Origin of the sequence: Cryptosporangium sp. NPDC048952 (genome assembly GCF_043197895.1) — a bacterium.
Taxonomy (GTDB): domain Bacteria; phylum Actinomycetota; class Actinomycetes; order Mycobacteriales; family Cryptosporangiaceae; genus Cryptosporangium.
The window spans coordinates 1,526,855-1,551,848 of record NZ_JBICTY010000001.1 but is presented as its reverse complement, the minus strand read 5'-3'; the positions used below and the strand labels follow the sequence as shown (position 1 = coordinate 1,551,848).

Here is a 24,994-nt window from a genome sequence, read left to right as displayed (position 1 = left end):
GCAATTTCTTCGGCGTGTTTGCCTTTGCCGGTCGCTACCATACGTTAGGGAACTATTGCTCATGGTCACCTTCACACCCCTCTTGCCGGTATAGCGCAATGCGCAGTAGTGTCCCGTCCGCAGGAGGTGGACGTGGACACCACACAGTTGCTCAAGGGCGTGCTCGACCTGGCCGTACTCGCCGTCATCAGGGACGCGGACGGTTACGGGTACGACGTGCTGCGCCGGCTGCGGGGCGCGGGCCTTGCGGACGTCGGGGACGCTTCGGTCTACGGGACGTTGCGGCGTCTCTACCAGGCCGGGTGCCTGACCTCGTACGTGGTAGCGAGCGAGGAAGGCCCGCACCGGAAGTACTACGGCATCACCGATGCCGGGAGGCTCCAGTTGACGGAGTCGACGAAGATCTGGGGCGGATTCGCCCGGACCATGGACGACCTGTTGACCGGGGAGGCAGTGGCATGACCGCTCCTACAGTGGGGACGGAGGCGGACCGGTACCTCCAGCGGGTCCGGGCAGCGCTGGCCGATCTTCCGGAGGACGAGCGGAACGAGCTGATCGAGGATCTTTCCGCTCACCTCGCCGACATCAGTGCGGAGTCGCCGGAGACGCTCACCGCGGCGTCGCTCGAGCAGCGGCTCGGGCAGCCCGAGGCGTACGCCGCCGAGTTACGGGCCTCGGCGGGGTTGGCTCCCGCGCCGAGGGCGAACGCGTCGAGTCGGCTGCGGAATATTTCGGAGCGGGTGCGTGCGCGGCTGGAGACGGTGCCGGCGTATAGGCAGTTCGTGGCATTCCTGCCGGAGTTGCGGCCGGGATGGTGGGTGCTTCGGGGCTACTTCTTCGCGGTGATCGTGGCCGCGATCTTCGTCGGTGGGTTCTCCGGGGTGCTGCCGGATTCCGGGAGCGACGCGGTGGTGTTCCTGGTGTTCGCGGCGTTGGCGGTGTACGGGTCGGTGTGGCTCGGGCGGCGCAGTGGCGGGTTCGGTCGCTGGGGACGTCGTGCGGTGCTCGCCGGTGGGGTGTTCGTGGCGCTCGTGGGGTTGGCGGTGGTGACTACGTCTAGTGGGTCGGATTACTACGACGGTGGCACCTATTACTCGGGCGGGCCGCTGGAGAACGCTTCTGACCTGCGAGTCTATGGGCCGGACGGGCAGCTGATCCGGGATGCGCAGGTGTTCGACCAGGACGGGAGTCCGGTCGTGTTGCCGGAGAACTGCCCTTCGTTGCAGCGCACGCGCACCGATGGTGGGGTGGCCGAGAACGTGTATCCGCGGACGGTGGATCCGTCGGTTGATCCGATGTACTGCGACTCGGGGCGTGCGCCGGTCGCGGAGCAGTTGCCGGGGTTGAATCCGCGGGTTCCTACGGCGGGGACGAGTGTGCCGATTTCGCCGGCGCCGTCGGGCACTGTTTCGCCGACGCCGTCGGGCTCTGTTTCGCCGTCGGGCTCTGTTTCGCCGTCGGGCTCTGTTTCGCCGTCGGGCACCGTTTCGCCGTCAGTTTCGCCGTCGGGCACTGTTTCGCCGGCAGCGCCGACGCCGACGCGCTGAGCCGGGCACGGCGCCAGCCGGGCGCGAGCCGGGCACGGCGCGAGCCGGGCAGTCGCCGACGCGCTGAGCTGGGGGCGGCGCGGGCCGGGCGGCGTGGCCGCACAAGGCGCAGGCCGCGCGGGCGCAAGGCCCGCGCGAGCGAGGCCGGGCGAGGCGGAGCGAGGCGGGTCGCGCGGGCGCAAGGCTCGCGCGGGCGCAAGGCTCGTGCGGGCGCGGCCGGGCGAGGCGGGCCGGGCGGGAACCGACGGGCGCTGTGGCGGCCTGCGTGGCTGGGAGGAGCGGGGTTGGAGGCGCGGCACGGGGGCGCGCCTCCGACCGGGTGCGGGAGGCGCGCCCACCGCGGCGAGGGGCGCACTGCGCCCCTCGCCGCACTGCTTCACGCCGCCGGCGTGACCCACTCGACGAGCTGGACGATCACGCCGTTGGGGTCGGTGACCTGCAGGAACCGCTCACCCCACGGTTCCTCGGTGAGCTCGTGCGTGAGCATCACACCTTCCGCTCGGAGGCGGGACGCCTCCGAGTTCACGTCGTCGACGACGAACACCACGAGAACACCGGACGCCCCCGTATCGCGGAAATCGCTCGGCAGCGTAGCCAGGCCGCGCCGCAGATAGATCACGTTCATCGCGGCGTCGTCCCGCATCAACGACGAAAAGCCGTCCGCGGACATCTCCTCCCGGAACCCGAAATGTTTCTGCAGGAACTCACTCGACGCGGGAACGTCGTCGACGTTCAGCGACACGGCGGACGCAGTGACTCGCACCAGATCTCCCCTCGGTATTATTCGTACGCAGTACATTATACGGCGTACGAAGAAGGTGCACGATGCCTACGGAACGCAGCAGCGCCGGCGACCCCGCCCGCACGCTCGCCCTGCTCTGGCGAGGGTCCGCCCACCGGGAAAGCACCCGCGGCCCTCGCCCGACGCTCAGCGTCGACCGCGTAGTTGCAGTTGGACTGGAGATCGCGGACGCCGAAGGCCTGGACGCCGTGACGATGCGGCGAGTGGCCACGGAGCTCGCGGTGGCGCCGATGACGCTGTACACGTACGTGCCGGGCAAGGCCGAGCTCGTCGACCTGATGCTCGACGACGTGTACGGCTCGATGTCACGAACACCCTTCGGTGACGGGTGGCGCGCACGGGTCACGGCTGTGGCGTCCGAAAATCGCGCTCTGTTCGAGGCGCACCCGTGGGTGGCCACCGTCTCCACCAGCCGTCCCGTGCTCGGGCCAGGCCTGATGGCGAAGTACGAGCACGAGTTGGCCGCGTTCGAGGGTCTCGGGCTGGACGACGTCGCGATGGACGCCGCGCTGACGTTCGTCCTCGGGTTCGTGGAGACGTGCGCCCGGGCCGCGGCGGACGTTCGAGCCGCGCGGTACGAGAGCGCGATGAGCGACGGCGAGTGGTGGGCGGCGAACCAGCCGCTGCTGGAGCTGGTTTTCGACGCGTCGCGGTATCCGCTCGCCGCTCGGGTGGGGGCTGCGGCCGGTGAGACGCACGGGGCCGCGTACAGCCCGGCGCATGCGTACGAGTTCGGACTCGAGCGGGTGCTGGACGGGCTCGCCGCGTTGATCGAGCCCTGAGCGTGGTTGTCGTGTTACCTACGCCATGGGGTGCGAAATTTGCCAACCATGAGCGTGGGTTATTCGACAACCGACGGCGGCGGGAAGCGGGTTTCGTTACGGGCCAGCTTTGCCTTGGCTGCTTCGGCTAGGTCGACGTCGAGTACGCGGGCGAGTTGGACGAGGTAGAGCAGCACGTCGGCGAGCTCGTCACGCACCTCGCCCGCCAGCTTCTCGTCGGCCATGATCGTGGCCGATTCCTCTGGTGTGAGCCACTGGAAGAGCGTGATCAGCTCCCCCACCTCGCCGGACAGCGCCATGACCAGGTTCTTCGGCGTGTTCCAGGGCTGCCAGTCACGGGCGGCCGCGAAGTCCGCGGTCGCTGCCGACAGGTCGGAGAGGTCACTCATGCGAAGCAGCCTATGCTGCGGATGTTTTGCCACTTTTAGGTAGAATAAGAGGGTGGCGCGCATTCTTATCGTCGAGGACGAACCCGACATGCGTGAGCTGATGGCGCGCAAATTGGAGTCGGCCGGGCACGAGGTGGCGTCGACGCGGACCGGCGCCGAGGGGTTGGCGATGCTTCAGTCGTCGCGCCCCGACCTGGTACTGCTCGACGTCCAGCTTCCCGACACGTCGGGGTTGAGCTTCTGCACGACCGTGCGGGCCGACGCGGAGCTCCGCGACACGCTCGTCGTCATGATCTCCGCGTCGGCGGGCCAGGAGGAGGTCGACGCCGGTCTCGCCGCCGGCGCCGACGACTACGTGACGAAGCCGTTCGCGCCGAGCAAGCTGATTCAGCGGGTGGAGGCACTGCTTTCCACCGACCGCTAGCGCTGCGGCGGCCAGCCCCGAGGCGCGCTCTCGTCCTGCACCGGCGCCCGCTGAGCCGGAATCCGCGCCCCCTGCGCCCCCACCCCCGCTTGCGGGCCCGACCCCGGCTGCACCCCGGGCAGCGGCGCTCCGCCGCCGTCGGCGCCCCTACCTGCGGGCGTTGGCGGCACGGACCACGCCTGCGGCGCTGGTTGCGCGCCGGGCATCGCCTGCGCCGCGTTCACCGGCGCGCCGCTGCGCTCGTCACGTTTCGCCATTACCGTCGGCAGCACGCCGGCCGCCGCCAGCGAGCGCGACGCCGCATGATGCAGGATCAGGGCCGCGCCGAACACCGCGACCAGGTTCGCCATCCCGAACAGCCCCTCTCCGCCCGCGCCGAGGGGGTCGGTGAGGAACGCGAAGACCGGCTCGCTGCCCCTCTCCAGACCCCTGTCGGCGACGGTCTGCGGTCCGAGCGCCGACGTCACGGTCAACGCCGCGAGCACGTTCGCGACCCCCGCGATCGCGACCGCGAGGTACGTCGCGTTGGTGATCTGCCGACTTGTCGCGCGCAGCTCACCGCCGTACGCCATCGGCGTCTCGGTGCCCGGATACGCCGTCACCGAGAAGCCGACCGCAGCCGCGACCGCCCCGGTGAACAGCGCGACCGGATCGAGCGTGGCCGCGCTGAACCCCCCTGTCGCCGGAAAACGGACCGCCGTCACGTCGAAAAGCAAATGCGCAACAATGACGACGCCCAACACGCCCGCGCCGACGATGGCGCTCGTACGGAGCGAACGCCGAGGAATGCGACGAGCGCGACCGCCGGAATGATCACGAGTAGCCACGGAACGTCGGCGTCGGCATCTTCTTTGATTTGGTTGGCTGTTTCGAATCCGACGATGCCGAAATAGCTGACCGAGAGCGCGGTGTAGGACACCGCCATGAGCACGGCGACGCCGAGCCCCAGCCGCTCCCCGCCCGCGTGCGACGTACGTGTGGAGACCTGCGGCGATGCCGGTATGGCTCACCACGGCGGGGCTGGCCAGGCTGAATGCGATGAGCGCGGCCGCGATCAATGCGTAGATCAGACCCAGGCCGATGACGCCGGTCGTGCCGACGATCGTCGAGGCGCCACCAGTGACGACCGCGAGTGGGCCGGTGGCCACCGCGCCGATGACTGTCCGATTGCTCAGGTGGTGGCGCCCGGCTCTGCGGTCATCGCAGCGGGGCGACCCCAGCGTCCACGTAGGACAGGAACGGCGTGTTTCACGAGTTTCTGATGAGACTGGTGGTGTTCCGAATGAGCACCGGGCCGTGGCACCCGGCAAAATGGTCGGGGACACGGACATTCGGGAGGCACAGCGTGGTCGAGCAGGTCACTGCCGCCGACGACAAGCGGGTCGTCGTCTACGCGTCCGGTGCACGCGGTGGGTGGGGGGTGCTGCTCACCCATGGGCCGTCACGGCGTGAGCTCTCGGGGGTGGAGGGCGGTGCCGAGCGGGATCGGATGAGCTTGCTCGCGGTGGTGAGCGCGGTGGAGTGTCTGACGCGACCCACGGCCGTGTTGGTGCTCACGGACAACGAGTACGTGCGGCGAGGCGTCGCCGCGAGGACGCAGGGCGCGGTGTCGGATCCGCGCGACACCGACCTGTGGGCGCGGTTGGGCGCGGCGGTGAAGCAGCACCGCGTGCAGTGGGTGGTAGTCGACGCCGCCCTGGCCACCCGGGCCGCAGCCCTAGCCGCCTCCTCCCCCCACCGCGAAGCGCCCCCAACCGCGGCCCGCCGCGACACACCGGCCGCGCCGCCGCGCGACGACGCGCCCGCCGCGCCCCGCCGCGGAGAGCCCGCTGCGCCGCCGCGCAACAACACGCCCGAGCCCCCTCCCCGCCGTGAGACACCGCCCGCGCCCCAGCGCGACGAAGCCCCCGCCGCGCCCCAGCGCGATGAGGTGCCCGCCGCCCCCCGGCGGGAAGCGCCCCACCCCGCGGCCCGCCGCGATACATCGCCCGCGCCCCAGCGCGACGAAGCCCCCGCTGCGCCCCAGCGCGACGAGAGGCCGCCGCGCGACGATGCGCCCGCCGCGGCTCCGCGTCGCGAAGCGCCTGCGGCGCGCGCCGCGGACGAAAAGGAGGCTCCGGCTCGCCGCGGGCTCCCGGCGGAGCTCGCGGCGGCGATGCGACCCGCCAGCACCCTCGACCGCCCCAGCGGCGAACGTGCGAGCCTCCCCTTCCGGGCAGGCGACCCGATCCCGACCCCCAAGGCCCCTGAGCCCACCAAGGCCCCCGAGTCCACCAAGGCCCCCGAGCCCACCGAGCCCCCCGCCGTTGCTCAACCGAACGAAGAACCCGAAGAGCACGACGAAAGCACCGACGAGTTCCTCGAAGAACTCCAGCTCTGGCTCGAAGACGAGCCGGCACCCACCGACCCCATCGACGAATGGCTCCGCGAAGCCCCACTACGCGTGATCGGCATCGCCGCCGACTCGATCACCTTCGAGGCCCCGGACACCCGCACGCTCGGACCGATCCCCCTCCCCGAAGGCCTCGCCGACCAGGTCGACCTCGGCTGGCGCCTGACTCTCACCGCCGCCAGAACCGGAGACACCTGGCACCTGCGCCCGACCGAGTAGCCCCTACTTCGGCTTGATCGGATCGAGCAGCGCGGACACGACATGGCTCCGGTACGCGGCGCGGTACGCCGCGTTCAGCACCCGACGCGCGTCGGTTCGTTCCCCGCACGCGTCGTGGCCCGCCACGCACGCAGCGGTGTGCAGACGTCGTCGAAAGGATTTAGTTCGGCATCGTTCTCGGACTGTCATCGCGCTCACCGACCCCTGTAGCGCTTCGCACCCTGACCCACCTCCACGATATCCGATCCTCGCAACTGTCTTTCCGCAAATTGCACGACGGTTACGGTGATGCGATGAGGAAGACCCAGGTCCTGGCCGTCGGCGCGGTCACGGTCCTGACCGGCATGGATGTCTGGTGGAACCCGCCCGGTACCCCCGAGCCCGGTGCGCTCGGGTTCATTCTGGTCGCGGTGTCGGCCGCGGCATTACTCGTGCGCCACTCCTGGCCACTGCCGACACTCCTGGTCTGTGCCGCGGCGTTCACCACCTGGTCCCTGACGGACTACCACGGCGAATCACTCTGGGTACCAACTGCGGTCGCGCTCTACACGGTGGCCGCGCAACGCCGGGTACTCGTGATCGGTGCGTCCACCGTCGTCTGGTCCGCCGCACTGCAGTGGACGGCCGAGCCGTCCAGCGCCCCGATGACCGCGGTCGCGTGGCCGGTCGTCGCACTGCTGTTGGGTGAGGTGGTTCGGAGCCGCCGCGAGCTCCAGCACGAGCAGGCCGCTCGGGAGGCGCGTCTCGTCGCGGAACGCGAGCAGGAGGCCGATCGTCGGATCGCTCGGGAGCGCATGCGGATCGCGCACGAGGTCCACGATGTCGTCGCGCACGTCATGGCGGGTGTCACGGTGCAGATGGGAGTCGCGGTCGCCGCCGTCGAGCGGCGTCCGGAGGTCGCCCGGGCCGCGCTCCAGCAGGCCCGCGCCGCCAGTCGCAGCGCGCTCACCGAGCTGCGCACCGCGGTCGCGCTGCTCCGCGACGACGGTTCCGACGCGACCGCCGGCCCACCTCCCGACTTGGCTTCCCTGTCGGAGCTGGTCGAGGGCGTGCGGTCGCCGTCCCTCACTACAGAACTGCAACGTCATTCCGACGCGACGCCGCTGCCGGCCGTTCTCGAGCTGACCGTCTATCGCATCGTCCAGGAGGCGCTGACCAACGTCGTCCGGCATGCCAACGCGTCCTCGGCGACAGTCGTCGTGCGCCGCGACGGCGACACGCTCGTCGTCGAGGTGACCGACAACGGCGTGGGCTGCGCCGACCCACCGCCCACCACCGGCTTCGGCCTACGAGGCATGACCGAACGCGTGACCGCCACCGGCGGCCACCTGACCACGGCCCCCGCACCGAACGGCGGCTTCCGGGTACGGGCGACCTTCCCCCTCGAAGCAACGAGGGTGGGTGGGAGTGATGGTGCGGATTGTGTTGGCTGATGATCAGACGGTCGTGCGGGCCGGGTTTCGGGCTCTGTGCGACCTGACCGACGATCTGCAGGTGGTCGGCGAGGCGGCGGACGGGCCCTCGGCGGTGGCCTGTGCGCGTCGCACCAGGCCCGACGTCGTCCTGATGGACATCCGGATGCCGGGCCACGACGGCCTGGAAGCCGCCCGCCAGATCCTGGCGGATCCCGACCTCGGCGGCACGCGCGTCCTCGTGCTCACGACGTTCGGCCTGGACGAGTACGTCTTCGAGGCCCTCACCGCGGGAGCCAGCGGCTTCCTGCTCAAGGACGTCGACCCGGACGACCTGTACTCCGCGATCCGGCTCGTCGCAGCCGGCGGCAGCCTGCTCGACCCGGCCGTCACCCGCGCGGTGGTCGACGAGTTCTCGCGCCTGCGCGGCAAGCTCACCGACGTCGAACGCCTCGACGTGCTCACCGACCGCGAACGGGACGTCGTCGCGCTCGTCGCCCGCGGGCTGACGAACGACGAGATCGGCGCTCGCCTGCAGATGAGCCCGCTCACCGCGAAGACGCACGTGAGCCGCGCCCTCACCAAACTGAACCTGCGCGACCGGGTGCAACTGGTCGTGCTGGCCTACGAAACCGGCCTCGTCTCCGTCGGAGACGTACTCCCACCGAAGTAGCCGCCGTCTCCTCGAGGCGGATTCGCCCCCGCCGCGCCGCTCCTACCGTCGCCTCATGATTCGGACGCGACACCTCACGAAACGCTACGGCGACACCGTGGCCGTCGACGACCTCTCGTTCGACGTCCACCCCGGACTGGTCACGGGCTTCCTCGGACCGAACGGCGCCGGGAAGTCCACGACGCTGCGCCTGGTACTCGGCCTCGACTCCCCCACCGCGGGCACGACCGACATCGACGGCAGCCCGTATCGCGACCTCCGGACTCCGCTCCGGACCGTCGGCGCACTGCTCGACGGGCGCGCGGTGCACCCCGGACGCAGCGCCTACCACCACCTGCTGTACCTCGCGCAGGCCAACGGGCTCCCCCGGCGACGCGTCGGCGACGTCCTCGACCAAGTCGGACTCGTCGACGTCGCCGGTCGCCGCACCAGGACCTATTCGCTGGGCATGAGCCAGCGCCTGGGCATCGCCGCCGCGCTGCTCGGCGATCCGCGGGTGCTCATCCTCGACGAGCCGGTCAACGGGCTGGACACCGACGGCATCCGCTGGCTGCGGAACCTCCTGCGACTGCTGGCCGCGGACGGGTGCACGGTGCTGCTGTCCAGCCATCTGATGAGCGAGATGGAGCTGACCGCCGACCACCTCGTCGTGATCGCGGGCGGGCGGCTGCTGGCCGACACCGACATGCAGTCGTTCATCGCGGCCAATTCGCAGGCGTACGCCACGGTGCGCGCGGTGGAGTCCGAACGCCTCCACGACGTCCTTCGCGACGCCGGTGCGACAGTGCAGCCAGATCCCGATGGCTGGCGGGTCCTGGACCTGGACGCGGCGACGATCGGTGAGCTCGCGGCCGAGCACAGCCTCACCCTGCACGAGCTGACCCCGCACCGCGACACGCTCGAAAACGCCTACGCCCGGCTCACCGAGAACGCCGCCGCCTTCCGCGCCAGGGCTGGTGCGGCATGAACGTCGTCACGAGCGAGTTGACGAAGATCCGCACGCTGCGATCGACGATGTGGACGCTGATCGCGATGGTCGGAGTGCTGATCGGTACAGCGCTGTTGGTGGCGCTCACCGGAAGCCTGCACCCCGGCGAGACCGTGGTGGCCGCCGCGCTGGGCAACAGCGCGGTCGGCCTGGTCGCCGCCGGAGCGTTCGGCGCGCTGGCGATGGCCACCGAGTACACGTCCGGCACCATTCGGACGACGTGCACGGCCTGTCCGGAGCGCGGGCTGGTGTTCGCCGCAAAAGCGCTGGTCACCGCGGTTGTCGTCGGAGTTGTCGCCCTGGTCGCGGCAGTGGCCGCATTCGGCGCGGCGGCCGCGCTGCTCGACCGGGCAGAGCATCCGCTGGGCGAACCGATTCCGGCGTTACTGGGCGCTGCGGCGTGCCACGTCGCGACTGCACTGCTGGGTCTGGCGCTGGCCACCGCACTCCGCAGTGCCGTCGGCGGAATCACCGCGATCGCCGCGCTACTGCTCCTCCCGACGATGTTCGGCCCGCTCCTGGGCGACGCCGAACCCTGGATCACCGGCGCCACCCCCACCACCGCGCTCCAGAAACTGGCCGCCCCGACGGAGGGCACCTGGCCCACTCTCACCCTGGTCGCCACCTACACGGCGGCAGCTCTGGCCGCCGCGGTCGCCGCGTTCCGCACGCGTGACGTCTGAGGCGAGGTACCCCTGCATGCCCTGACTCCCGGCCGGGCAGCACCCGCCGCGGCCACCGCCCCGCAACGCCCGGCGAGCCGTTCTACGGCTGGGTGGTCGGCGCGCAGGGCCCGCCGACCGGCCTGCGCCGGCACTGGGTGAGCGCCGCGTTGGACAGCAGGTTGCCGGCGGCGCGCCGCAGAGCGTCGGCATCGCCTATGCAGTGCAGACCGGGGAGGGTCGCGTACCGCAGACCGAGGGGACGTTCCGGAAGGAACGATTCTTCGCCCGCTTCGCGGGCCAGCGCAAACAGGTCCACATCGGTGTCGGTCATCGCGTTCGCGTCCCGACGCGCGGTCGCGAGCAGGTCCTCCACCAGACGGGACATCCGCGTGGTGGCGCGATCCACTACCGCTACCGGCCGACGGCGCTCCTCCGGCGACGCGTCGTCGGCGTTGAGCGACGCGTCCAGGTGGGTGCGGATGAGCGCGAGCGGGCTGCGTAGTTCGTGCGACGCGTCGTCGATCAGCTGACGCTGGGCGGAGAACGCGTCGTCGAGCCGGTCGAGCATCGAGTCGATCGTGTCGGCCAGTTCGCGCAGCTCGTCGTGCGGCCCATTCAGGTGGATGCACCGAGACAGGTCGGTGGCCTGGATGTCACGCGCGGTGCGGGCGATCGCGCCAACCGGCCGCAACGCACGCCCGGACAGCACCCAGCCGATGCCGAGGCTGGCGACGAACAGCCCACCGAACGCGTACAGCGAATAATTACGCAAATTCTGCAACGTGTTGTAGTGACCGCCGCCTCGATCTCCTCGACCTCGGCCACGGTGGTGGTGCCCAGGTAGCCGCCCTCGCCGTAGACCTTCGCGGTGCGCTGGGTGACCGGCTGCGGCTCAGTGGTCTGCGCGACGGCGAAGTACGTGATGGCCAGTGCACCACCGGCCAGCGCGCACAGCAGCGTCGAGTAGATCACCGTGAGCCGGAAACGGATCGAGCGGAAGAAATCAGGTCGTTTCACCATCCCTCCTCGCGTAGACGGTAGCCACGGCCTACGACAGTTTCGATCGAGCCCTCGCCGAGCCTGCGGCGCAGGGTGCCGACCGTGACGCGGACGGTCTGGGTAAACGGGTCAGCGTTGGCGTCCCAGACGTGTTCCAGCAGCTCCTCGCTGGAGACGACGTGCCCGGGGCGCGTCATCAGGTACTCGAGGACGCCGAACTCCTTGTTCGTCAGGGTCAGCGGTTGTCGTTTCAGGGCGACGGTGTGCTCGGCGGTGTCGAGGACGAGGACACCGACGGTGAGGCGGGCGGTGGTGCCGTTCGTGTCGCGGCGGAGCAGCGCCCAGATCGCCGATTCCTCGCGATCGCCCGGATACCCCACGACCACCCGTATCAGGAACCGGTCACGCTGCGCTTCGGGCAGCTGGTACACCCCCTCGCTCTCGATCGGGTTCTGCGTCGCGAGCACCAGGAACGGACGCGGGGTCGGGTACGTCTGGCCGCCGATCGAAAGGTGCCCCTCGGCCATCACCTCGAGCAGCGCCGACTGCACCTTCGCCGGCGCGCGGTTGATCTCGTCGGCGAGGACGAGGTTGGCCATCACCGGGCCGAGCTCCACGTCGAAGCTCTCCCGGCTGGCCCGGTAAATCCGGGTACCCAACAGATCCGAGGGCACCAAATCGGGCGTGAACTGGATACGGCGGAATGAATCACCCATCGCGGTGGCGAGTGTCTCGGCGGCCAGTGTCTTCGCGACCCCGGGCACGCCTTCGAGCAAAATGTGTCCACGCGCGAACAGTGCGGTCAGCAGCCGCTCCACGAGTCGGTCCTGACCGACGATGACTTTCTTGACCTCGAACAGGGTTTTCTCGAGCAGCCGCGCGTCGGCCTCCGGAGTTACGTCTGTCACGCAATCGATGAGACCAACGGGCACCGAAAAGCAACCGAAGGTGCAACAACACTTCGGAGAGTGATATTGAAATCACGATCCGGCTGCGAACGCCGCACGCTCCCCCTAGCATCAGTTCCGCCGCACCCGACCTGCGCGTGGGTCGTCACAGAGGTGCACCGGCTCTAACAGCGGGGGTGGCTGGATCCTGTGCTGAACACCGGCTCGCTACGAACGACCGGACGGGTACGCAGGCCCAAACGACGCCGTAACTCATCTGTCAGACCCGTACGCATGCCCCCGGAGTGGGCACCGCACGAAGCCACCTGGATGTCCTTTCCGACGCCGAACGCGACGTTCGGCGAGGAGGACAGCCCCTCCCTGGCCGATGCGCGCAAAGCCTGGGCGCGGGTCGCCAACGTGATAGTCGGCTACGAGCCGGTCAAGATGCTGGTCAACCAGGCCGACCACACGACAGCGAGAAGTCTCCTCGACCCCGGGGTCGAACTGGTCGACATCGCCCTGGACGACGCCTGGCTCCGCGACTCGGGCCCCACCTTCGTGCTCGACCAGGACGGTCGGACGCGAGCGACCGCCTGGCGTTTCAACGGTTGGGGCGCCCAGTCCTGGGCCAGTTGGGGCCGTGACCGGCACCTCGGCACGCTGGTCGGCCGCGCCGCCGGCGTGGAGGTCGACCGGTCACCGCTCACCCAGGAGGGCGGCGGCCTGCACGTCGACGGGGCCGGAACCGTCCTGCTCACCGAGACCGTGCAGCTCGATCCCGACCGCAACCCGGGCTGGACCCGCGCCGAGGTCGAGTCCGAACTGCACCAGCGGCTCGGCACCGCCACGGCGATCTGGTTACCGCGCGGCCTCACCGCCGACTACGACGAGTTCGGCACCCGCGGTCACGTCGACGTCGTCGCGACGTTCACGCAGCCCGGCACCGTGCTCGTCCACACCCAGCCCGACCCGGGCCACCCGGACCACGCACCGATGAAGGACGTCGCCGAAATCCTGCGTACGTCCACCGACGCCCAGGGCCGGCGCCTGGACGTGGTGGAGCTGCCGTCGCCGACCGTCGCGGAATTCGAGGGCCGCCCCGTCGACCACTCCTACGTCAACCACTACCTGGGCAACGGGTTCGTCGTCGGGTGCGCGTTCGACGATCCGGGCGACGAGAAGGCCGCGGCCGTGCTCTCGCAGGTGTATCCGGGCCGGGACGTCATCCTCGTCGACGCCAGGGACATCTTCCGGTTCGGCGGCGGCGTCCACTGCATCACGCAGCAGCAGCCGAAGGCGTAGGGCATGGATCTTCAGGTCGCGCCGGCCACCGACTCCCCCGCCCGCACGCAGGCCCCGGAGCGCACCCCGCTGACCGTCGGTCTGGTGCAGACCCGCTGGCACCCCGACCCGGACGAACACCGGAGCGTCCTCCTCGACGGCGTGCTCACCGCCGCCGAGGCCGGTGCGCAGGTGGTGTTCCTGCCGGAACTCACGCTCAGCCGCTATCCGGCCGACACGGTCCCCGACGGGGACGCCACCGCCTCCGCCGAGGATCTGGAGACCGGCCCGACCCGCCAGTTCGCCGCCGCCGCAGCCAAAGCCGCAGGTGCGGCCGTGCACGCCTCACTCTTCGAACAGAACAATGGCGACGACGAACTGGGCTACAACACCGCAATTCTGGTCACGCCGGACGGTGCCCTGCTCGGCCGGCGCCGGAAGACACACATCCCGCAGACAGTGGGGTACTACGAGGACCGGTACTTCCGGCCGGGTCCGAACGACTCCGAGACGTACGCGCCGATCTCCTTCGGGAACGCCCGGATCGGCATGCCGACGTGCTGGGACCAGTGGTTCCCGGAAGTCGCCCGGCTCTACGCGCTGGGCGGCGCGGACCTGCTCGCCTACCCGACCGCGATCGGCTCCGAACCCGATCACCCCGGCTTCGACACCGCGCCGATCTGGCGGCACGTCATCGTCGGACACGGCATCAGCAACGGGCTGTTCATGGTCGTGCCCAACCGCTGGGGCGACGAGGGGAGCATCACGTTCTACGGGTCGTCGTTCATCTCCGATCCGTACGGACGGCTCCTGGTCGAGGCCCCCCGAAACGGCGACGCTGTGCTGGTCGCGACGCTCGACCTGGACCAGCGGCGGGACTGGCTCACGCTGTTCCCGTTCTTCGCGACCCGACGACCTGAGACATACACCGCTCTGACGTAACGTTTGCTCCACAGGTTTGCTGGTTAACGTCCGCCAGGATGACCTCTTCAGCCGCGCTCGTCCGATCTGCCCACGTTCCACAACGAAGGGCACTCGGCTACCAACCGGCTCTCGACGGTCTGCGCGCGATCGCGGTCGGCGCGGTGCTCGTGTACCACCTCGGTGCGCCCTGGCTCCCCGGCGGCTTTCTCGGCGTCGACCTGTTCTTCGTACTTTCGGGTTTTCTGATCACGACGTTGCTGGTCGAGGAGTGGCGCGCCCAGGGGCGGGTCGATCTCGGGCGGTTCTGGCTCCGGCGGGTGCGTCGGTTGTTGCCGGCGGCGCTGCTGGTCGTGACCGCGGTGATGGCGGTGGGGTGGCGCACCGTTGATCCGTCGCAGCTCGGCACGCTGCGGGCGGATGGTCTGTGGACGATCTTCTACGGCGCGAACTGGCACCTGATCGGGTCCGGTCAGTCGTATTTCGACGCTTTTGCCGCGCCGTCGCCGCTGCGGCACGCGTGGTCGCTGGCGATCGAGGAACAGTTCTACCTGGTGTGGCCGCTGCTGACCCTGGTCGTGCTGCGCAAGCTCGGCCTGCGCGGGCTCGGCCTGGTCGTCGCCGTGCTCGCGACCGTGTCCGCCGTGCTCATGGCGGTCCGCTACAACGCCGACGACCCGTCCCGCGCCTACTACGGCACCGACACCCGGGTCCACGAACTCCTCATCGGCGCCGGGGCCGCCATCCTCCGCCTCGCCGGAGCGGTCCCCTTCCGGGGCGTTCCCGGTCGCCGAATAGGGACCGCATTCGCGGCTGTCGCTGCAGCGGTCCCGTTGCGGCGAGCTGTCGCCCGTCTGAGCGGGGCCGCTTCGGGGCGGCGGCTCACGGGCGCGGCCGGCGTGGCCGTGCTCGCCGCGTTCGTGTTCATGCCCGACGAGTGGGTCGGGTTCTACCGGGGTGGTGCGGTCGCGTTCGCGGTCGTCGCCACCGTGCTCGTGCTCGGCACCATCGACCACCCGGCCCGCGTCCTCACGCTCGCCCCGGTGGTCTGGGTCGGGCGGCTCTCGTACGGCATCTACCTGTGGCACTGGCCGGTCTACTGCTGGGTCGACGACGCCGGAACGACCACCGGCGCCGTCGAGGTCGCGATCAAAGTCGGTGGCACACTCGCGCTCGCCGTGGCGTCGTATTACCTGGTGGAGCAACCGATCCGGCGCGGGAAGCGTTTCACCGGATTCCGGATCGCGTTCGCCGCACCCACCGCGATCGCCGCGGTCGTCGCGGTCACGCTCGCCAGCACCGGAGCCGCCACCGCCCCGGCGCCGATCGAACCGAGAGACGTCCAGACGCTCTCGACGCCGCGGGTCATGGTCGGACCCACTCCCACCACCCAGCTCCGGCTGGCGACCGTCGGCGACTCGGTGATCAAGAGCCTCGCCCCCGGCCTGATGAAGGCCGCGAAGGAACGGAACTGGTCGTACACCGACGCCAGCGTGAGTTCCTGCTCGGTCGAAGGCATGCTCATGGTGGAAACCGACGGCTCGCCGTGGAGCACCGGGGCGATCTGCCCCGAAGTGGTGCCCACCGTGCAGCAACGCCTGCTCGACGAGCAGCAGCCCGACGTCATCCTGGTGCACTCGCGCTGGGAGACCTACCGCGTGCGCGGCACCGACGGCGACCCGTTGACCGCGAACACCGACGCACACAAGGCGTTCGTCGCCGAACAGCTGCGCCTCACGATGGCGCGGCTGACCTCCGGCGGCGCACGGGTGGTGTGGATCGACACGACACCGATGTCCGAGTCGCTGTGCCGGCGGCTCGGCCACAGCGACGCGGAGTGCACCCGTACCGCGAACGACGCCGTCGTCGACGCCTACACCGCGCTGCGGAAGTCCGTGGCGGACGAGTTCTCCGGCCGGGTGACGGCGCTCTCGCTCAACGACCTGCTCTGCGACGGCGACAGCTGCCCCGATAAAATCGACGGTCAGACGCTGCGCCCCGACGGCCTGCACTTCAGTCCCGAGTCCTCCGAACTGGTGGTCCCCGAACTCCTCCGCCGAGTGGCCTCCGTGACCCGCCTGCCGTGAGCCGCCGGGCGGCTCAAGGCCGCTTCGCGACCTCCAGCAGCACGTCTACCAGGCGGTCGGCCGCGTCGGGGCGGCCCTGCGCGCGGGCGTTGTCCGCGACCTGACGCCGGCGCGAAGGGTCAGAGAGCAACGGCGCCACCGCGCCCTGGAGCTGCTCCGCCGTCAGATCCCCGATCAACGCCACCGCGGCATCGTGGTCAGCCAGGTGCTGCGCGTTGTGCGCCTGCTCGTTCCCCGCGGCCGCCGCGTACGGAATCAGCACCGACGCCTTGCCCAGCGCGGTCAGCTCGGCCACCGTCCCCGCGCCGCTCCGCGAGATGACGACATCAGCCAACGCCAGCACGTCCGGGAGCTCACTCCCGAGGTACCCCGTCACGTGGTACTGCGCGGCCAACTCCACCGGCAGCGTCGCGGCGCGGGCCTGCAACTCGTCGAGATTCGCGGGACCGCACTGGTGCAGCACGTTGGCCTGCGTGAGCAGCCACGGCAGGATCTCGGCCACGAGCCGGTTGATCTGCTGCGCGCCCTGCGCACCACCGGTGATGTACACCGTGGGCAGCGCCGGATCGAACCCCTGCAGGCCCAGCGCCTCGATCGCCTTCTGCGGCTCACCGCTGAGCACCGCCGGCCGCACCGGATTGCCGGTGACCACTGCCGCCGCCCGCGCGTTCTCCGGCAGCAGCTCCACACTCGACTCCGACGACAGAGCAATCTTCGCGGCGACCCGGGACAGAACGCGGTTCGCGAGCCCCAGCCGCACGGTCTGCTCGTGCACGACCAGCGGCCGACGGGTCATCTTCGCGGCCAGGCCCACCGGCACGGCCACGTACCCACCGGTCGCCAGCACGACGTCGGGCTTGAACTTCGCCACCAGCGACCGGGCCTCGTTCGCCCCCACGGGCACCTTGGCCATGTCTTTCATGTTCTTGCCCGACAGCATCTTGATCGGATTGCGGTCGCGCCGGATCTTGCCGGTGGCCACCACTGCGAACGGGATGCCCTCGGCCTCGGCCACCCGCGACTCCAGGCTGTTCGCCGAGCCGATCCAGAGGACCTCGACAGCGCCGCCGAGGCGCGTCTGCAGCGCGCGCACGGCGGTCAGCGCCGGATACGTGTGCCCGCCGGTGCCGCCACCGGACACGACCAGACGAAAAACCGGGTTCGCAGTCACGCGCCCTAGAGTAGGCCCCTGACTACGCAGCCTTCTCGAAGAGTCCGTCGAGAAGGGCCTGAACCAGCCGCTCGGTCGCGCTCTCCACCATCCCGAAGACGATCGGCAGGTCGGCCAGCTCGAGATCGGAACGCAGCCGCCCCTCCTCCCGCGCGCGACGGAACGCCGGCCGCAGCAGGGTGAGCAGGGCGTCGGAGTACCGGCGCTGGGCCCGTTCCGGCAGCTCGCGGAGGAGCCCGACGAGCGAGCGCTGCTCGACCAGCGTCGCGTGCAGGAACTCCCGGAACGACGCGCTCTCCATCCGGCGCGCGAGGTCCGCCAGCCGCTCGGCGGCGACGGCGGACCCCAGCGCGTTCCGGTCCGGGAAGTGGCGGTAGACGGTGGCGCGCCCGAGGCCCGCGCGGCGCGCGATCTCATCCAGCGACACGAGTTCGCCGCAGCGGTCGAATGCTTCCACCGCCACCCGCAGGATCACTTCACGGTTACGCCGCGCGTCCAACCGCCGGGGCAGCAACGTCGCGCTCACGAAGCGTAGGTTACCCGCGAGTAAGAACGCGCATGGGCGGTTCATTCGTTCTTCGAAGCCGCGCGAATACCCAGCGATTCGCTTTTGTGAGCCACGTGCGCAGAAGGCCCCCGCCGCAGTGGGGGCCTTCTGCATACTCAGACCTTCTCGAGCTCTTTCTCGGGCGCCTCGGCGAGGTGCTCGCGGAGCTTCTCGCCTTCGATGTCGACGTTCGGCAGGATCCGGTTGAGCCAACGCGGAAGCCACCATGCGGCCCGGCCGAACAGCGAGATCACCGCGGGCACGATCGTCATCCGGACGATGAACGCGTCGACAGCGACACCGAGCGCCAGCGCGAACCCGACCGACTTGATCGTCGGGTCGTCGATCAGGACGAAGCCGGCGAACACGCTGGTCATGATCAGCGCGGCGGCCGTGACCACCCGCGCACCGTGACCCATGCCGCTGACGACCGCTTCCTGCGCCCCCTCGCCGTGCACGAAATCCTCGCGCATCCGCGAGACCAGGAACACCTCGTAGTCCATGGCCAGGCCGAACAGGATGCCGATCAGCAGGATCGGCAGGAAGCTCACCAGCGGTCCCGGCGTCGAGACTCCGACCAGGTCTGCCAGGTGGCCCTCCTGGAAGATCCACACGGTGATGCCGAACGTCGTCCCGACCGTGAGCAGGAAGCCCGCGGCCGCCTTGAGCGGGACCAGGATCGAGCGGAAAACCAACATCAACAGCAGAACCGAGAGTCCGACGACGAGCGCGAGGTAGATCGGCAGCGCGTGGGAGAGCTTTTCGGAGACGTCGATGCCGATCGCGGTCTGGCCGGTGAGCGAGACGTCTGCACCGTCGATGCCGGCCGTGCGGTCACGCACGTCGTGCACCAGCGTTTCGGTGCTGGCCGCGGTCGGGCCGTCCTTCGGGATGATGCCGAGCAGCGCGGTCTGCCTGTCTGGGCTGAGGTTCGGCGGGGCGACCGCGACGAGGTTCGGCGTACCGGCCAGGGCCTGGTTCACCTTCTGTACGGCGGCGCCGGTCTGCTCGGGCGAATCGGTGGCGACGACGAGCGCGAGGCGTCCGTTGAAGCCCGGGCCGAAGCCCTCGCTGATCAGGTCGGCGGCGGCGCGGGCCGGGGTGCCCTCGGCGGCCTGGCTCGGGTCGGGCAGCGACAGGCGCATGTCCTTGGCGGGTATCGCCAGCAGGCCCAGCCCCAGGATGCCCAGGATGATCACCGGTACCCGCAGCTTGATGATCAGCCGCGCCCACCGGAACCCGAACGCTTCCTTGACGGGCTTCTCGTGCTTCCCCGCGCCGGGGCTGTCCGCCGCCGCGACCTCCCCGGAGGCGTGCTTGCCGGCGTGTTCCACGGCGGCGTGTTCCGCGGCGTGCGTGGCGGCGCCGTGCGGGCCGGCGCCGTGGGGGCCCGCGCCGGATGCGGCGGCCAGTTCGGTGCGGGCCTTGCGGGGGAGGACGCGGAGCCGTGCGAAGCCGAGCAGCGCGGGGAGCAGCGTCACCGCGACCAGGACGGCTACCGCGACGGTGCCGGCAGCGGCCAGGCCCATCGCGGTGAGGAACGGAATGTTGACGACCGACAGGCCGGCCAGCGCGATGATCACCGTGATGCCGGCGAACACGACCGCGGACCCGGCGGTACCGACGGACCGGCCCGCCGCCTCCTCGGGGTCGAGGCCCTCGGTCAGGTGCTGGCGGTGCCGCGAGGTGATGAACAGCGAGTAGTCGATACCGACGGCCAGACCCAGCATCAGCGCAAGGATCGGCGCCGTGCTGTTCAACTCGATCACGCTGGTGAGCGCGAACAGTCCGGCCATGCCGGCGCCGACGCCGATCAGCGCGTTGAGCATCGTCATCCCGGCGGCGACCAGCGAGCCGAACGTGATCAGCAGGACGACCAGGGCGATGACCACACCGATCGCCTCGGTACCACCGACCTCCGGCGGCGAGCTCATGACCTCGCCACCGTGCTCGACCTGCACCCCGGAATCCAAGGCGGCCTGCCCGGACTCCTCGTAGGCGGCGCGCTCTTCCTCGGTGACCTCGTCGGCGCGCTTGTCGAACTGCACCTGGATCAGCGCGTACCGACCGTCCGGGGTGAGCGCCTGCGCGCTGTACGGATCCACCGCACCGACCACACCCGGCAGCGATGCGGCCTCCTTCACCAGGCCCTTGATCGCCGCCGCGAACGACGGATCGGTGAGCGTCTTGCCTTCCGGAGCAGCCACGACGATCGTGCCGGTGGCACCGCTGGCCGCGGGGAACTCACGGGCCAGGGCGTCGAGCGCACGCTGCGATTCGGTGCCCGGTAACGCGAAGTCGTTGGTGGTCGCGCCCTTGAAGGCAACCGCCGCACCACCCAGGGCGACGAGCACCACCAGCCAGAGGGCGACCACGAGTTTGCGCCGGCGGAACGAACCGCGGCCGAGTCGGTACAGCAGGGTTGCCAATGTGGATCCTCGGTCGGAACGGAGACGACACCAAGTCAGATCGTGCCTTCCCTCCGGCCTACCCGCTAGCCGAGCGGCTAGTACTGTGAGCTTTAACTCACACGATCCAGTAAGCAATTCCGACCGTCGCGGAACGTTGGACCGGACGTGGCACTCTCTTTCGCCGTACTGGGCGACTCGATCGCTTACGGGCAGGGCGCGGCTCGCGCCGACGACACCGTCGCCGCGCGGCTGACCCGACGTCTGATCGAGGACGGCCACCCGACGGACGTCCGTGTCTTTGCCGTGCCGGGGGCCCGTAGCCAGGACCTGGCCGCGCAGGTGCAGCGCACTGTGGCGTGGAAGCCGGATCTGGCACTGGTCGTCATCGGTGCGAACGACCTAACGGGCCTGGTGCCGCCGCAGCAAGCCGCCGCCCGGCTCGGGGCGGCGGTCGGGGCGCTACGCGAATCAGGCGCCGAGGTCGTCGTGGCGCCGGCGCCCGACCTGAGCGTCGTGCCGTGGGTGCCGGTGCCGATGCGTCCGACGGTGCGCGCCGCGAGCCTGGCGCTGCAGGAGGCGCAGATCCGGGCGGCCGAGGCGGCGGGCGCGGTGATCGCCGCGCACGCACTGGACACTTCCGCCGGGTTCGCCACCGACGTGTCGCTGTTCAGCGCCGACCGTTTTCACCCCTCCAGTGCGGGTTATGCCCGCATCGCCGAGGCGCTCGCGCCGTCCGTACGGGCAGCGGCGGCGCGGGCCGCCGCCCGCGCCACCGGCTCCATCTGACGCCTAGTTCGGGGTCAGTCACCCAGGGCGGCGAGGCCGGCTTGGGCGACCGTCATGTCCTGCGAGTAGTGGCCGCCGCTGACCCCGATGCCACCGACGATCGCCCCGTCGAGAACCACGGGATAGCCACCACCGAACGTCACGAGCCGGTCGATCGCGGCCGGCGCCCCCAGGGCCAGTGGGCCGTCGTCCTTGATGAAGTCGTACCACCCGTCCGAGCTCAGCCCGAACCCGATCGCGGTGAACGCCTTGTCCTGGGCGAGCTGGATGGAGACGTGCACCGAACCGTCCATGCGGTCGAATGCCTTGAGGTCCCCGCTCTCGTCGACCACCGCGATCGACATCGCGACGCCCAACTCGTCGGCTTTCGCGCGTGCGGCGGCGATCAACACGGCTGCCGCTTCGCTGGAGATGCTCGGCTTGTTGCGGACATAGGACATGCGGGGGCTCCCGTCCTCGTTCGGCTCGGTGCCATCGTTTCGAAGCGCCCTGCATTTCGTCAACAGAATCGTTGAAGACGTGCGTGTTACCGTCGGGAAGCCAGTCAACCCACGAGGTGGGTCAGGGAACCCGGTGCGAATCCGGGGCTGACGCGCAGCGGTGAGGGGGACGGCCGTGGTACTGGCCACTGGGCTTCCCGCCTGGGAAGGCGCCGCGGTCGGACGAACCCGAGTCCGAAGACCTGCTGGCGACCGACGTCCACTCGGGCGGCGGATCGGCTACGGGCCTCGCGATCGGGTCCGCGATCTACGAGGTACCTCATGCGGTTACGTCATGGGCTCGCCGCGAGCCTGTTGCTCCTCGCGGCCTGCGGCGGTCAGGACGCCGAGTCCACGGCGCCCGACGGCGACTACCCGATCAGCGTCGAGAACTGCGGACGCACGGTGACCATCGACCGGCCGATCGACAAGGCGGTCTCGATCAGCCAACCGGCGTCCGAACTGTTGCTCTCGCTCGGCCTGGAGGACCGGATGGCCGGTACGGCCTCGTGGAGCGACCCGGTGCTGCCCGCCTTCGCGGCCGCCAACGAGAAGGTGCCGCGGATCTCCAAGGACTTCCCGTCGTTCGAGCGGCTGCTCGAAGAGGAACCGGACTTCGTCTACACGACGTTCGCGTACACCTACACGGCCGAAGGCGTCGCCGACCGCGCGAAGTTCGACCAGGTGAAGATCCCGACGTACCTGTCGTCGAGCGAATGCACCGGGCAGGACGCCACCCAGACCCGCGCGCTGACGATCGACGATCTCTACCGCGAGATCGGCGACCTCTCCATCCTGTTCGACGTGCAGGACCGCGGCGCGGACCTGAACACGTCGCTACGGCAGCGGATGGCCGCCGCGACCGGCGGCCTCGACGCGAAGGACGTCACGCTGGCGTGGTGGTACTCCAGCACGAAGACGCCGTACATCGCCGGGTGCTGCGGCACACCGGGCCTGGTCACCGACGCGGTCGGCGCGAAGAACGCGTTCGCCGACAGCAAGCAGCTCTGGCCGGAGACCGGCTGGGAAAGCATTCTCGACCGCGATCCGGACGTGCTCGTGCTGGCCGACCTCACCCGCGGTGACGACGGTGACAGCGCCGCTGCGAAGGTGAAGTTCCTGGAGTCCGACCCGGTCGCGAGCAAACTCACCGCGGTGAAGAACAAGCGGTACATCGTGCTGAGCGGTTCCGACATGGATCCCGGTGTCCGCACGGTGCAGGCCGTGGAGAAAGTGTCGGCGGGACTGACTTCACTGGGGTACGGAGCATGAAGTAGGTGTTCTGGGCTCGGGGTGTCGCCGGGGTGGGCGTGCTGATCGTGTCGATCGCCGTGGCGATCACGATCGGCCCGGCGGACCTGTCGGTGCACGACGTGTCCGCGGTGATCGCCGAACACGTCGGTGGGCCGGGGTCCGGGCTCTCGACGATCCGGGACGCGATCGTCTGGGACCTACGCCTGCCCCGCACGCTGCTGGCCGCGGTGTGCGGTGCCGGGCTCGCCGTCTGCGGCGCGGTGCTCCAGGCGCTGCTGCGTAATCCGCTCGCCGATCCGTACGTGCTCGGCATCTCGTCGGGGGCGTCGACCGGTGCGGTGCTGGTCCTCGTGCTGGGCGTCGGCGCCGGGAGCGTCGGGCTCGGCCTCGGTGCGTTCACCGGCGCGGTCGTGGCGTTCGCGCTGGTGCTGGCGCTCGCGCGGGTCGCCGGTGGCACCACCGACCGGCTGATCCTCGCCGGCGTCGCCGGAACCCAGCTGTTCGCGGCCGTGACGTCGTTCGTCGTGATCTCCTCCGCGGACGCCCGGCAGACCCGTGGCGTCCTGTTCTGGCTGCTCGGTTCGCTGAGCGGTGCGGGCTGGGGTGACGTGGCGCTGTGCGCCGCCGTGCTCGCGGTGGGACTGATCGTCTGCGCCGGGCTGGCCCTGTCCCTGGACGCGTTCGCGTTCGGTGCGGACGCCGCCGCGACGCTGGGCGTCCCCACCGGTGTGGTGAGAGCAGTGTTGCTGGGGGTCACCGCTCTGCTGACGGCGGTGCTGGTGAGCGCCGCAGGCGCGATCGGTTTCGTGGGGCTGGTGCTGCCGCACGCGGCCCGGGCGCTGGTCGGGCCGACGCACCGGCGGTTGTTGCCGACCTCGGCGCTGGTCGGTGCGATCTTCCTGGTCTGGGTCGACACGCTGGGGCGGACGCTGCTGGAGCCGCAGGAGATTCCGGTCGGCGTCGTGACCGCGCTGATCGGTGTTCCGGCGTTCGCGATCATCCTGGGGCGGAGGGCTCGATGAGCCTGCGCGCGCAGGGCGTGAGTTGGTCGGCTGCGGGGCGGCTGATCGTCGACGACGTCGACCTGGACGCTCCGCCGGGGACCACTGTGGGGTTGCTCGGCCCGAACGGGTCGGGGAAGTCGACGCTGCTCCGCGTGCTCGCGGGGCTTCGGCGGCCGTCCGCCGGGGTCGTGACGCTGGATTCCCGGCCCCTGGCCGAGCTGCCGCGGCGAGCGGTAGCGCAGCGGTTGGCCGTGGTGGAACAGCAGGCCGCAACCGACGTCGATCTGACCGTGCGGGACGTGATCGCGCTCGGGCGGGTGCCGCATCGGCGGGGCTACTCCGCTCCCTCCGCGGTCGACTCGGCGGCCGTGCTGGAGGCTGCGGGTGCCACCGGATTGGTGCCGCACCTGGATCAGTCGTGGCGGACGCTGTCCGGGGGTGAGCGCCAGCGGGCGCAGATCGCTCGCGCGCTGGCGCAGGAGCCGCGCGAGCTGCTGCTGGACGAGCCGACGAACCATCTCGACATCGGTTCTCAGTTGGACCTGTTGGCGCTGGTGTGCGCGTTGCCGGTGACGTCGGTGGTGGCGTTGCACGACTTGAACCTCGCCGCGATGTTCTGCGATTCGGTGGTGCTGCTGCACCGGGGGCGGGCGGTGGCCGCGGGGACGCCCACGGAGGTGCTGACCGTGGACGCGATCCGCGAGGTGTACGGGGTGGCGGTGACGATCTCGTCGGAGGACGGTCGCCCCGCGATCCGCTTCATGCGCCCCGCTGTCGCTGGCCGGCCTGAACGTGGTCCCGGCACGCGCTGAGCGCGGCCGCGGCCCGGCTGAGCGCGGCGCGGTCGCGGCCCGGCTGAGCGCGGCGCGGT

General features: G+C 70.3%; 26 protein-coding genes, 1 pseudogene and 1 riboswitch. Of the genes and pseudogenes, 16 read left to right on the top strand and 11 right to left on the bottom strand.

Translation table 11 applies throughout. From position 1 onward, the window contains the following. The first annotated feature begins 132 nt into the window (after positions 1-132). Together ACGFY5_RS07365 and ACGFY5_RS07360 are read left to right on the top strand one after the other, a co-directional pair. Positions 133-462, top strand: coding sequence for a PadR family transcriptional regulator (locus tag ACGFY5_RS07365; RefSeq protein WP_392718292.1), 330 nt, complete (start codon positions 133-135; stop codon positions 460-462). Then, positions 459-1,547, top strand: a complete 1,089-nt coding sequence (locus ACGFY5_RS07360; RefSeq protein WP_392718290.1) for a DUF1700 domain-containing protein — start codon at positions 459-461, stop codon at positions 1,545-1,547. Before ACGFY5_RS07365 ends, ACGFY5_RS07360 begins: the two co-directional genes overlap by 4 nt. A 376-nt stretch (positions 1,548-1,923) precedes the next feature. Here the strand turns inward: ACGFY5_RS07360 and ACGFY5_RS07355 are convergent, their stop codons facing one another. Then, positions 1,924-2,310 (bottom strand): VOC family protein, encoded by a 387-nt coding sequence (locus ACGFY5_RS07355; protein WP_392718288.1) that lies wholly within the window; start codon positions 2,308-2,310, stop codon positions 1,924-1,926. A 62-nt stretch (positions 2,311-2,372) separates the two neighbouring features. Between ACGFY5_RS07355 and ACGFY5_RS07350 the strand changes: the two genes are divergently transcribed. Beyond that, positions 2,373-3,131 (top strand): TetR/AcrR family transcriptional regulator C-terminal domain-containing protein, encoded by a 759-nt coding sequence (locus ACGFY5_RS07350; protein WP_392718286.1) that lies wholly within the window; start codon positions 2,373-2,375, stop codon positions 3,129-3,131. 59 nt (positions 3,132-3,190) lie between these two features. On the opposite strand, the gene ACGFY5_RS07345 is transcribed toward ACGFY5_RS07350, so the two are convergent. After that, on the bottom strand, positions 3,191-3,520 hold the full coding sequence (locus ACGFY5_RS07345; protein ID WP_392718284.1) for a nucleotide pyrophosphohydrolase: 330 nt from the start codon (positions 3,518-3,520) through the stop codon (positions 3,191-3,193). Between the two features lie 52 nt (positions 3,521-3,572). Between ACGFY5_RS07345 and ACGFY5_RS07340 the strand changes: the two genes are divergently transcribed. Then, complete coding sequence (locus ACGFY5_RS07340; RefSeq protein WP_392718282.1) at positions 3,573-3,944, top strand: response regulator transcription factor; 372 nt, start codon at positions 3,573-3,575, stop codon at positions 3,942-3,944. Here the strand turns inward: ACGFY5_RS07340 and ACGFY5_RS07335 are convergent. Beyond that, entirely contained in the window at positions 3,941-4,648 is a 708-nt protein-coding gene (locus ACGFY5_RS07335; RefSeq protein WP_392718280.1) for a hypothetical protein, read from the bottom strand. The two genes, ACGFY5_RS07340 and ACGFY5_RS07335, sit on opposite strands and share 4 nt — an antisense overlap. Beyond that, positions 4,645-4,875, bottom strand: a complete 231-nt coding sequence (locus tag ACGFY5_RS07330; protein ID WP_392718278.1) for a hypothetical protein — start codon at positions 4,873-4,875, stop codon at positions 4,645-4,647. Before ACGFY5_RS07330 ends, ACGFY5_RS07335 begins: the two co-directional genes overlap by 4 nt. A 414-nt stretch (positions 4,876-5,289) precedes the next feature. Here ACGFY5_RS07330 and ACGFY5_RS07325 point away from each other — a divergent pair, with 414 nt between their 5' ends. Then, complete coding sequence (locus ACGFY5_RS07325; protein WP_392718276.1) at positions 5,290-6,555, top strand: RNase H family protein; 1,266 nt, start codon at positions 5,290-5,292, stop codon at positions 6,553-6,555. A gap of 3 nt (positions 6,556-6,558) precedes the next feature. On the opposite strand, the gene ACGFY5_RS07320 is transcribed toward ACGFY5_RS07325, so the two are convergent. Further along, complete coding sequence (locus ACGFY5_RS07320) at positions 6,559-6,681, bottom strand: hypothetical protein (protein WP_392718274.1); 123 nt, start codon at positions 6,679-6,681, stop codon at positions 6,559-6,561. Between the two features lie 167 nt (positions 6,682-6,848). Between ACGFY5_RS07320 and ACGFY5_RS07315 the strand changes: the two genes are divergently transcribed. Genes ACGFY5_RS07315 through ACGFY5_RS07300 form a run of 4 tightly spaced genes read left to right on the top strand, consistent with a single transcriptional unit; the run spans position 6,849 to position 10,311 of the window. Beyond that, positions 6,849-7,988 carry a sensor histidine kinase gene (locus tag ACGFY5_RS07315; RefSeq protein ID WP_392718272.1) on the top strand — a complete coding sequence of 380 codons (1,140 nt, stop codon included), beginning with the start codon at positions 6,849-6,851 and terminating at the stop codon, positions 7,986-7,988. After that, positions 7,966-8,640 carry a response regulator gene (locus tag ACGFY5_RS07310; protein WP_392718270.1) on the top strand — a complete coding sequence of 225 codons (675 nt, stop codon included), beginning with the start codon at positions 7,966-7,968 and terminating at the stop codon, positions 8,638-8,640. The genes ACGFY5_RS07315 and ACGFY5_RS07310 overlap by 23 nt, the downstream gene beginning before the upstream one ends. A 55-nt stretch (positions 8,641-8,695) precedes the next feature. Continuing rightward, a complete protein-coding gene (locus ACGFY5_RS07305; RefSeq protein ID WP_392718268.1) occupies positions 8,696-9,607 on the top strand; it encodes an ATP-binding cassette domain-containing protein in 912 nt (303 codons plus the stop codon). Next, the gene (locus tag ACGFY5_RS07300) at positions 9,604-10,311 is read left to right on the top strand and encodes an ABC transporter permease (protein WP_392718266.1); all 708 of its coding nucleotides are present in this window, start codon (positions 9,604-9,606) and stop codon (positions 10,309-10,311) included. Before ACGFY5_RS07305 ends, ACGFY5_RS07300 begins: the two co-directional genes overlap by 4 nt. 82 nt (positions 10,312-10,393) lie before the next feature. Here ACGFY5_RS07300 and ACGFY5_RS07295 read toward each other — a convergent pair whose 3' ends face one another. Then, positions 10,394-11,065, bottom strand: a complete 672-nt coding sequence (locus ACGFY5_RS07295; RefSeq protein WP_392718264.1) for a histidine kinase dimerization/phospho-acceptor domain-containing protein — start codon at positions 11,063-11,065, stop codon at positions 10,394-10,396. 319 nt (positions 11,066-11,384) lie between these two features. Further along, positions 11,385-12,200 (bottom strand): annotated as a pseudogene (locus tag ACGFY5_RS07290) (AAA family ATPase); the annotation flags it as partial. A 273-nt stretch (positions 12,201-12,473) separates the two neighbouring features. Between ACGFY5_RS07290 and ACGFY5_RS07285 the strand changes: the two are divergent. Genes ACGFY5_RS07285 through ACGFY5_RS07275 form a run of 3 tightly spaced genes read left to right on the top strand, consistent with a single transcriptional unit; the run spans position 12,474 to position 16,471 of the window. After that, positions 12,474-13,484 (top strand): agmatine/peptidylarginine deiminase, encoded by a 1,011-nt coding sequence (locus tag ACGFY5_RS07285; protein WP_392718262.1) that lies wholly within the window; start codon positions 12,474-12,476, stop codon positions 13,482-13,484. A 3-nt stretch (positions 13,485-13,487) separates the two neighbouring features. Next, positions 13,488-14,405 carry a nitrilase-related carbon-nitrogen hydrolase gene (locus tag ACGFY5_RS07280; RefSeq protein ID WP_392718260.1) on the top strand — a complete coding sequence of 306 codons (918 nt, stop codon included), beginning with the start codon at positions 13,488-13,490 and terminating at the stop codon, positions 14,403-14,405. Between the two features lie 38 nt (positions 14,406-14,443). Continuing rightward, the gene (locus ACGFY5_RS07275; protein ID WP_392718258.1) at positions 14,444-16,471 is read left to right on the top strand and encodes an acyltransferase family protein; all 2,028 of its coding nucleotides are present in this window, start codon (positions 14,444-14,446) and stop codon (positions 16,469-16,471) included. Positions 16,472-16,484: 13 nt separating this feature from the next. Here ACGFY5_RS07275 and ACGFY5_RS07270 read toward each other — a convergent pair whose 3' ends face one another. The 3 genes from ACGFY5_RS07270 to ACGFY5_RS07260 all read right to left on the bottom strand — a co-directional run bounded on the left by ACGFY5_RS07270 (position 16,485) and on the right by ACGFY5_RS07260 (position 20,618). Next, positions 16,485-17,642, bottom strand: a complete 1,158-nt coding sequence (locus ACGFY5_RS07270; protein WP_392718256.1) for a glycosyltransferase — start codon at positions 17,640-17,642, stop codon at positions 16,485-16,487. Positions 17,643-17,664: 22 nt separating this feature from the next. Then, positions 17,665-18,168, bottom strand: a complete 504-nt coding sequence (locus ACGFY5_RS07265; RefSeq protein ID WP_392718254.1) for a TetR/AcrR family transcriptional regulator — start codon at positions 18,166-18,168, stop codon at positions 17,665-17,667. A 137-nt stretch (positions 18,169-18,305) separates the two neighbouring features. Further along, positions 18,306-20,618, bottom strand: coding sequence for an MMPL family transporter (locus tag ACGFY5_RS07260; protein WP_392718253.1), 2,313 nt, complete (start codon positions 20,616-20,618; stop codon positions 18,306-18,308). 147 nt (positions 20,619-20,765) lie between these two features. Here ACGFY5_RS07260 and ACGFY5_RS07255 point away from each other — a divergent pair, with 147 nt between their 5' ends. Continuing rightward, positions 20,766-21,386 carry an SGNH/GDSL hydrolase family protein gene (locus ACGFY5_RS07255; protein ID WP_392718251.1) on the top strand — a complete coding sequence of 207 codons (621 nt, stop codon included), beginning with the start codon at positions 20,766-20,768 and terminating at the stop codon, positions 21,384-21,386. A 14-nt stretch (positions 21,387-21,400) separates the two neighbouring features. Here ACGFY5_RS07255 and ACGFY5_RS07250 read toward each other — a convergent pair whose 3' ends face one another. Next, entirely contained in the window at positions 21,401-21,826 is a 426-nt protein-coding gene (locus ACGFY5_RS07250; protein ID WP_392718249.1) for a heme-binding protein, read from the bottom strand. Positions 21,827-21,910: 84 nt separating this feature from the next. Beyond that, positions 21,911-22,091, top strand: a riboswitch (cobalamin riboswitch). A gap of 56 nt (positions 22,092-22,147) precedes the next feature. On the opposite strand from ACGFY5_RS07250, the gene ACGFY5_RS07245 reads away from it, so the two are divergent. Genes ACGFY5_RS07245 through ACGFY5_RS07235 form a run of 3 tightly spaced genes read left to right on the top strand, consistent with a single transcriptional unit; the run spans position 22,148 to position 24,935 of the window. After that, a complete protein-coding gene (locus ACGFY5_RS07245; RefSeq protein WP_392718247.1) occupies positions 22,148-23,137 on the top strand; it encodes an ABC transporter substrate-binding protein in 990 nt (329 codons plus the stop codon). Positions 23,138-23,142: 5 nt separating this feature from the next. After that, a complete protein-coding gene (locus ACGFY5_RS07240) occupies positions 23,143-24,141 on the top strand; it encodes a FecCD family ABC transporter permease (RefSeq protein WP_392718245.1) in 999 nt (332 codons plus the stop codon). Next, a complete protein-coding gene (locus tag ACGFY5_RS07235; protein ID WP_392718243.1) occupies positions 24,138-24,935 on the top strand; it encodes an ABC transporter ATP-binding protein in 798 nt (265 codons plus the stop codon). The genes ACGFY5_RS07240 and ACGFY5_RS07235 overlap by 4 nt, the downstream gene beginning before the upstream one ends. Positions 24,936-24,994: the final 59 nt, after the last annotated feature.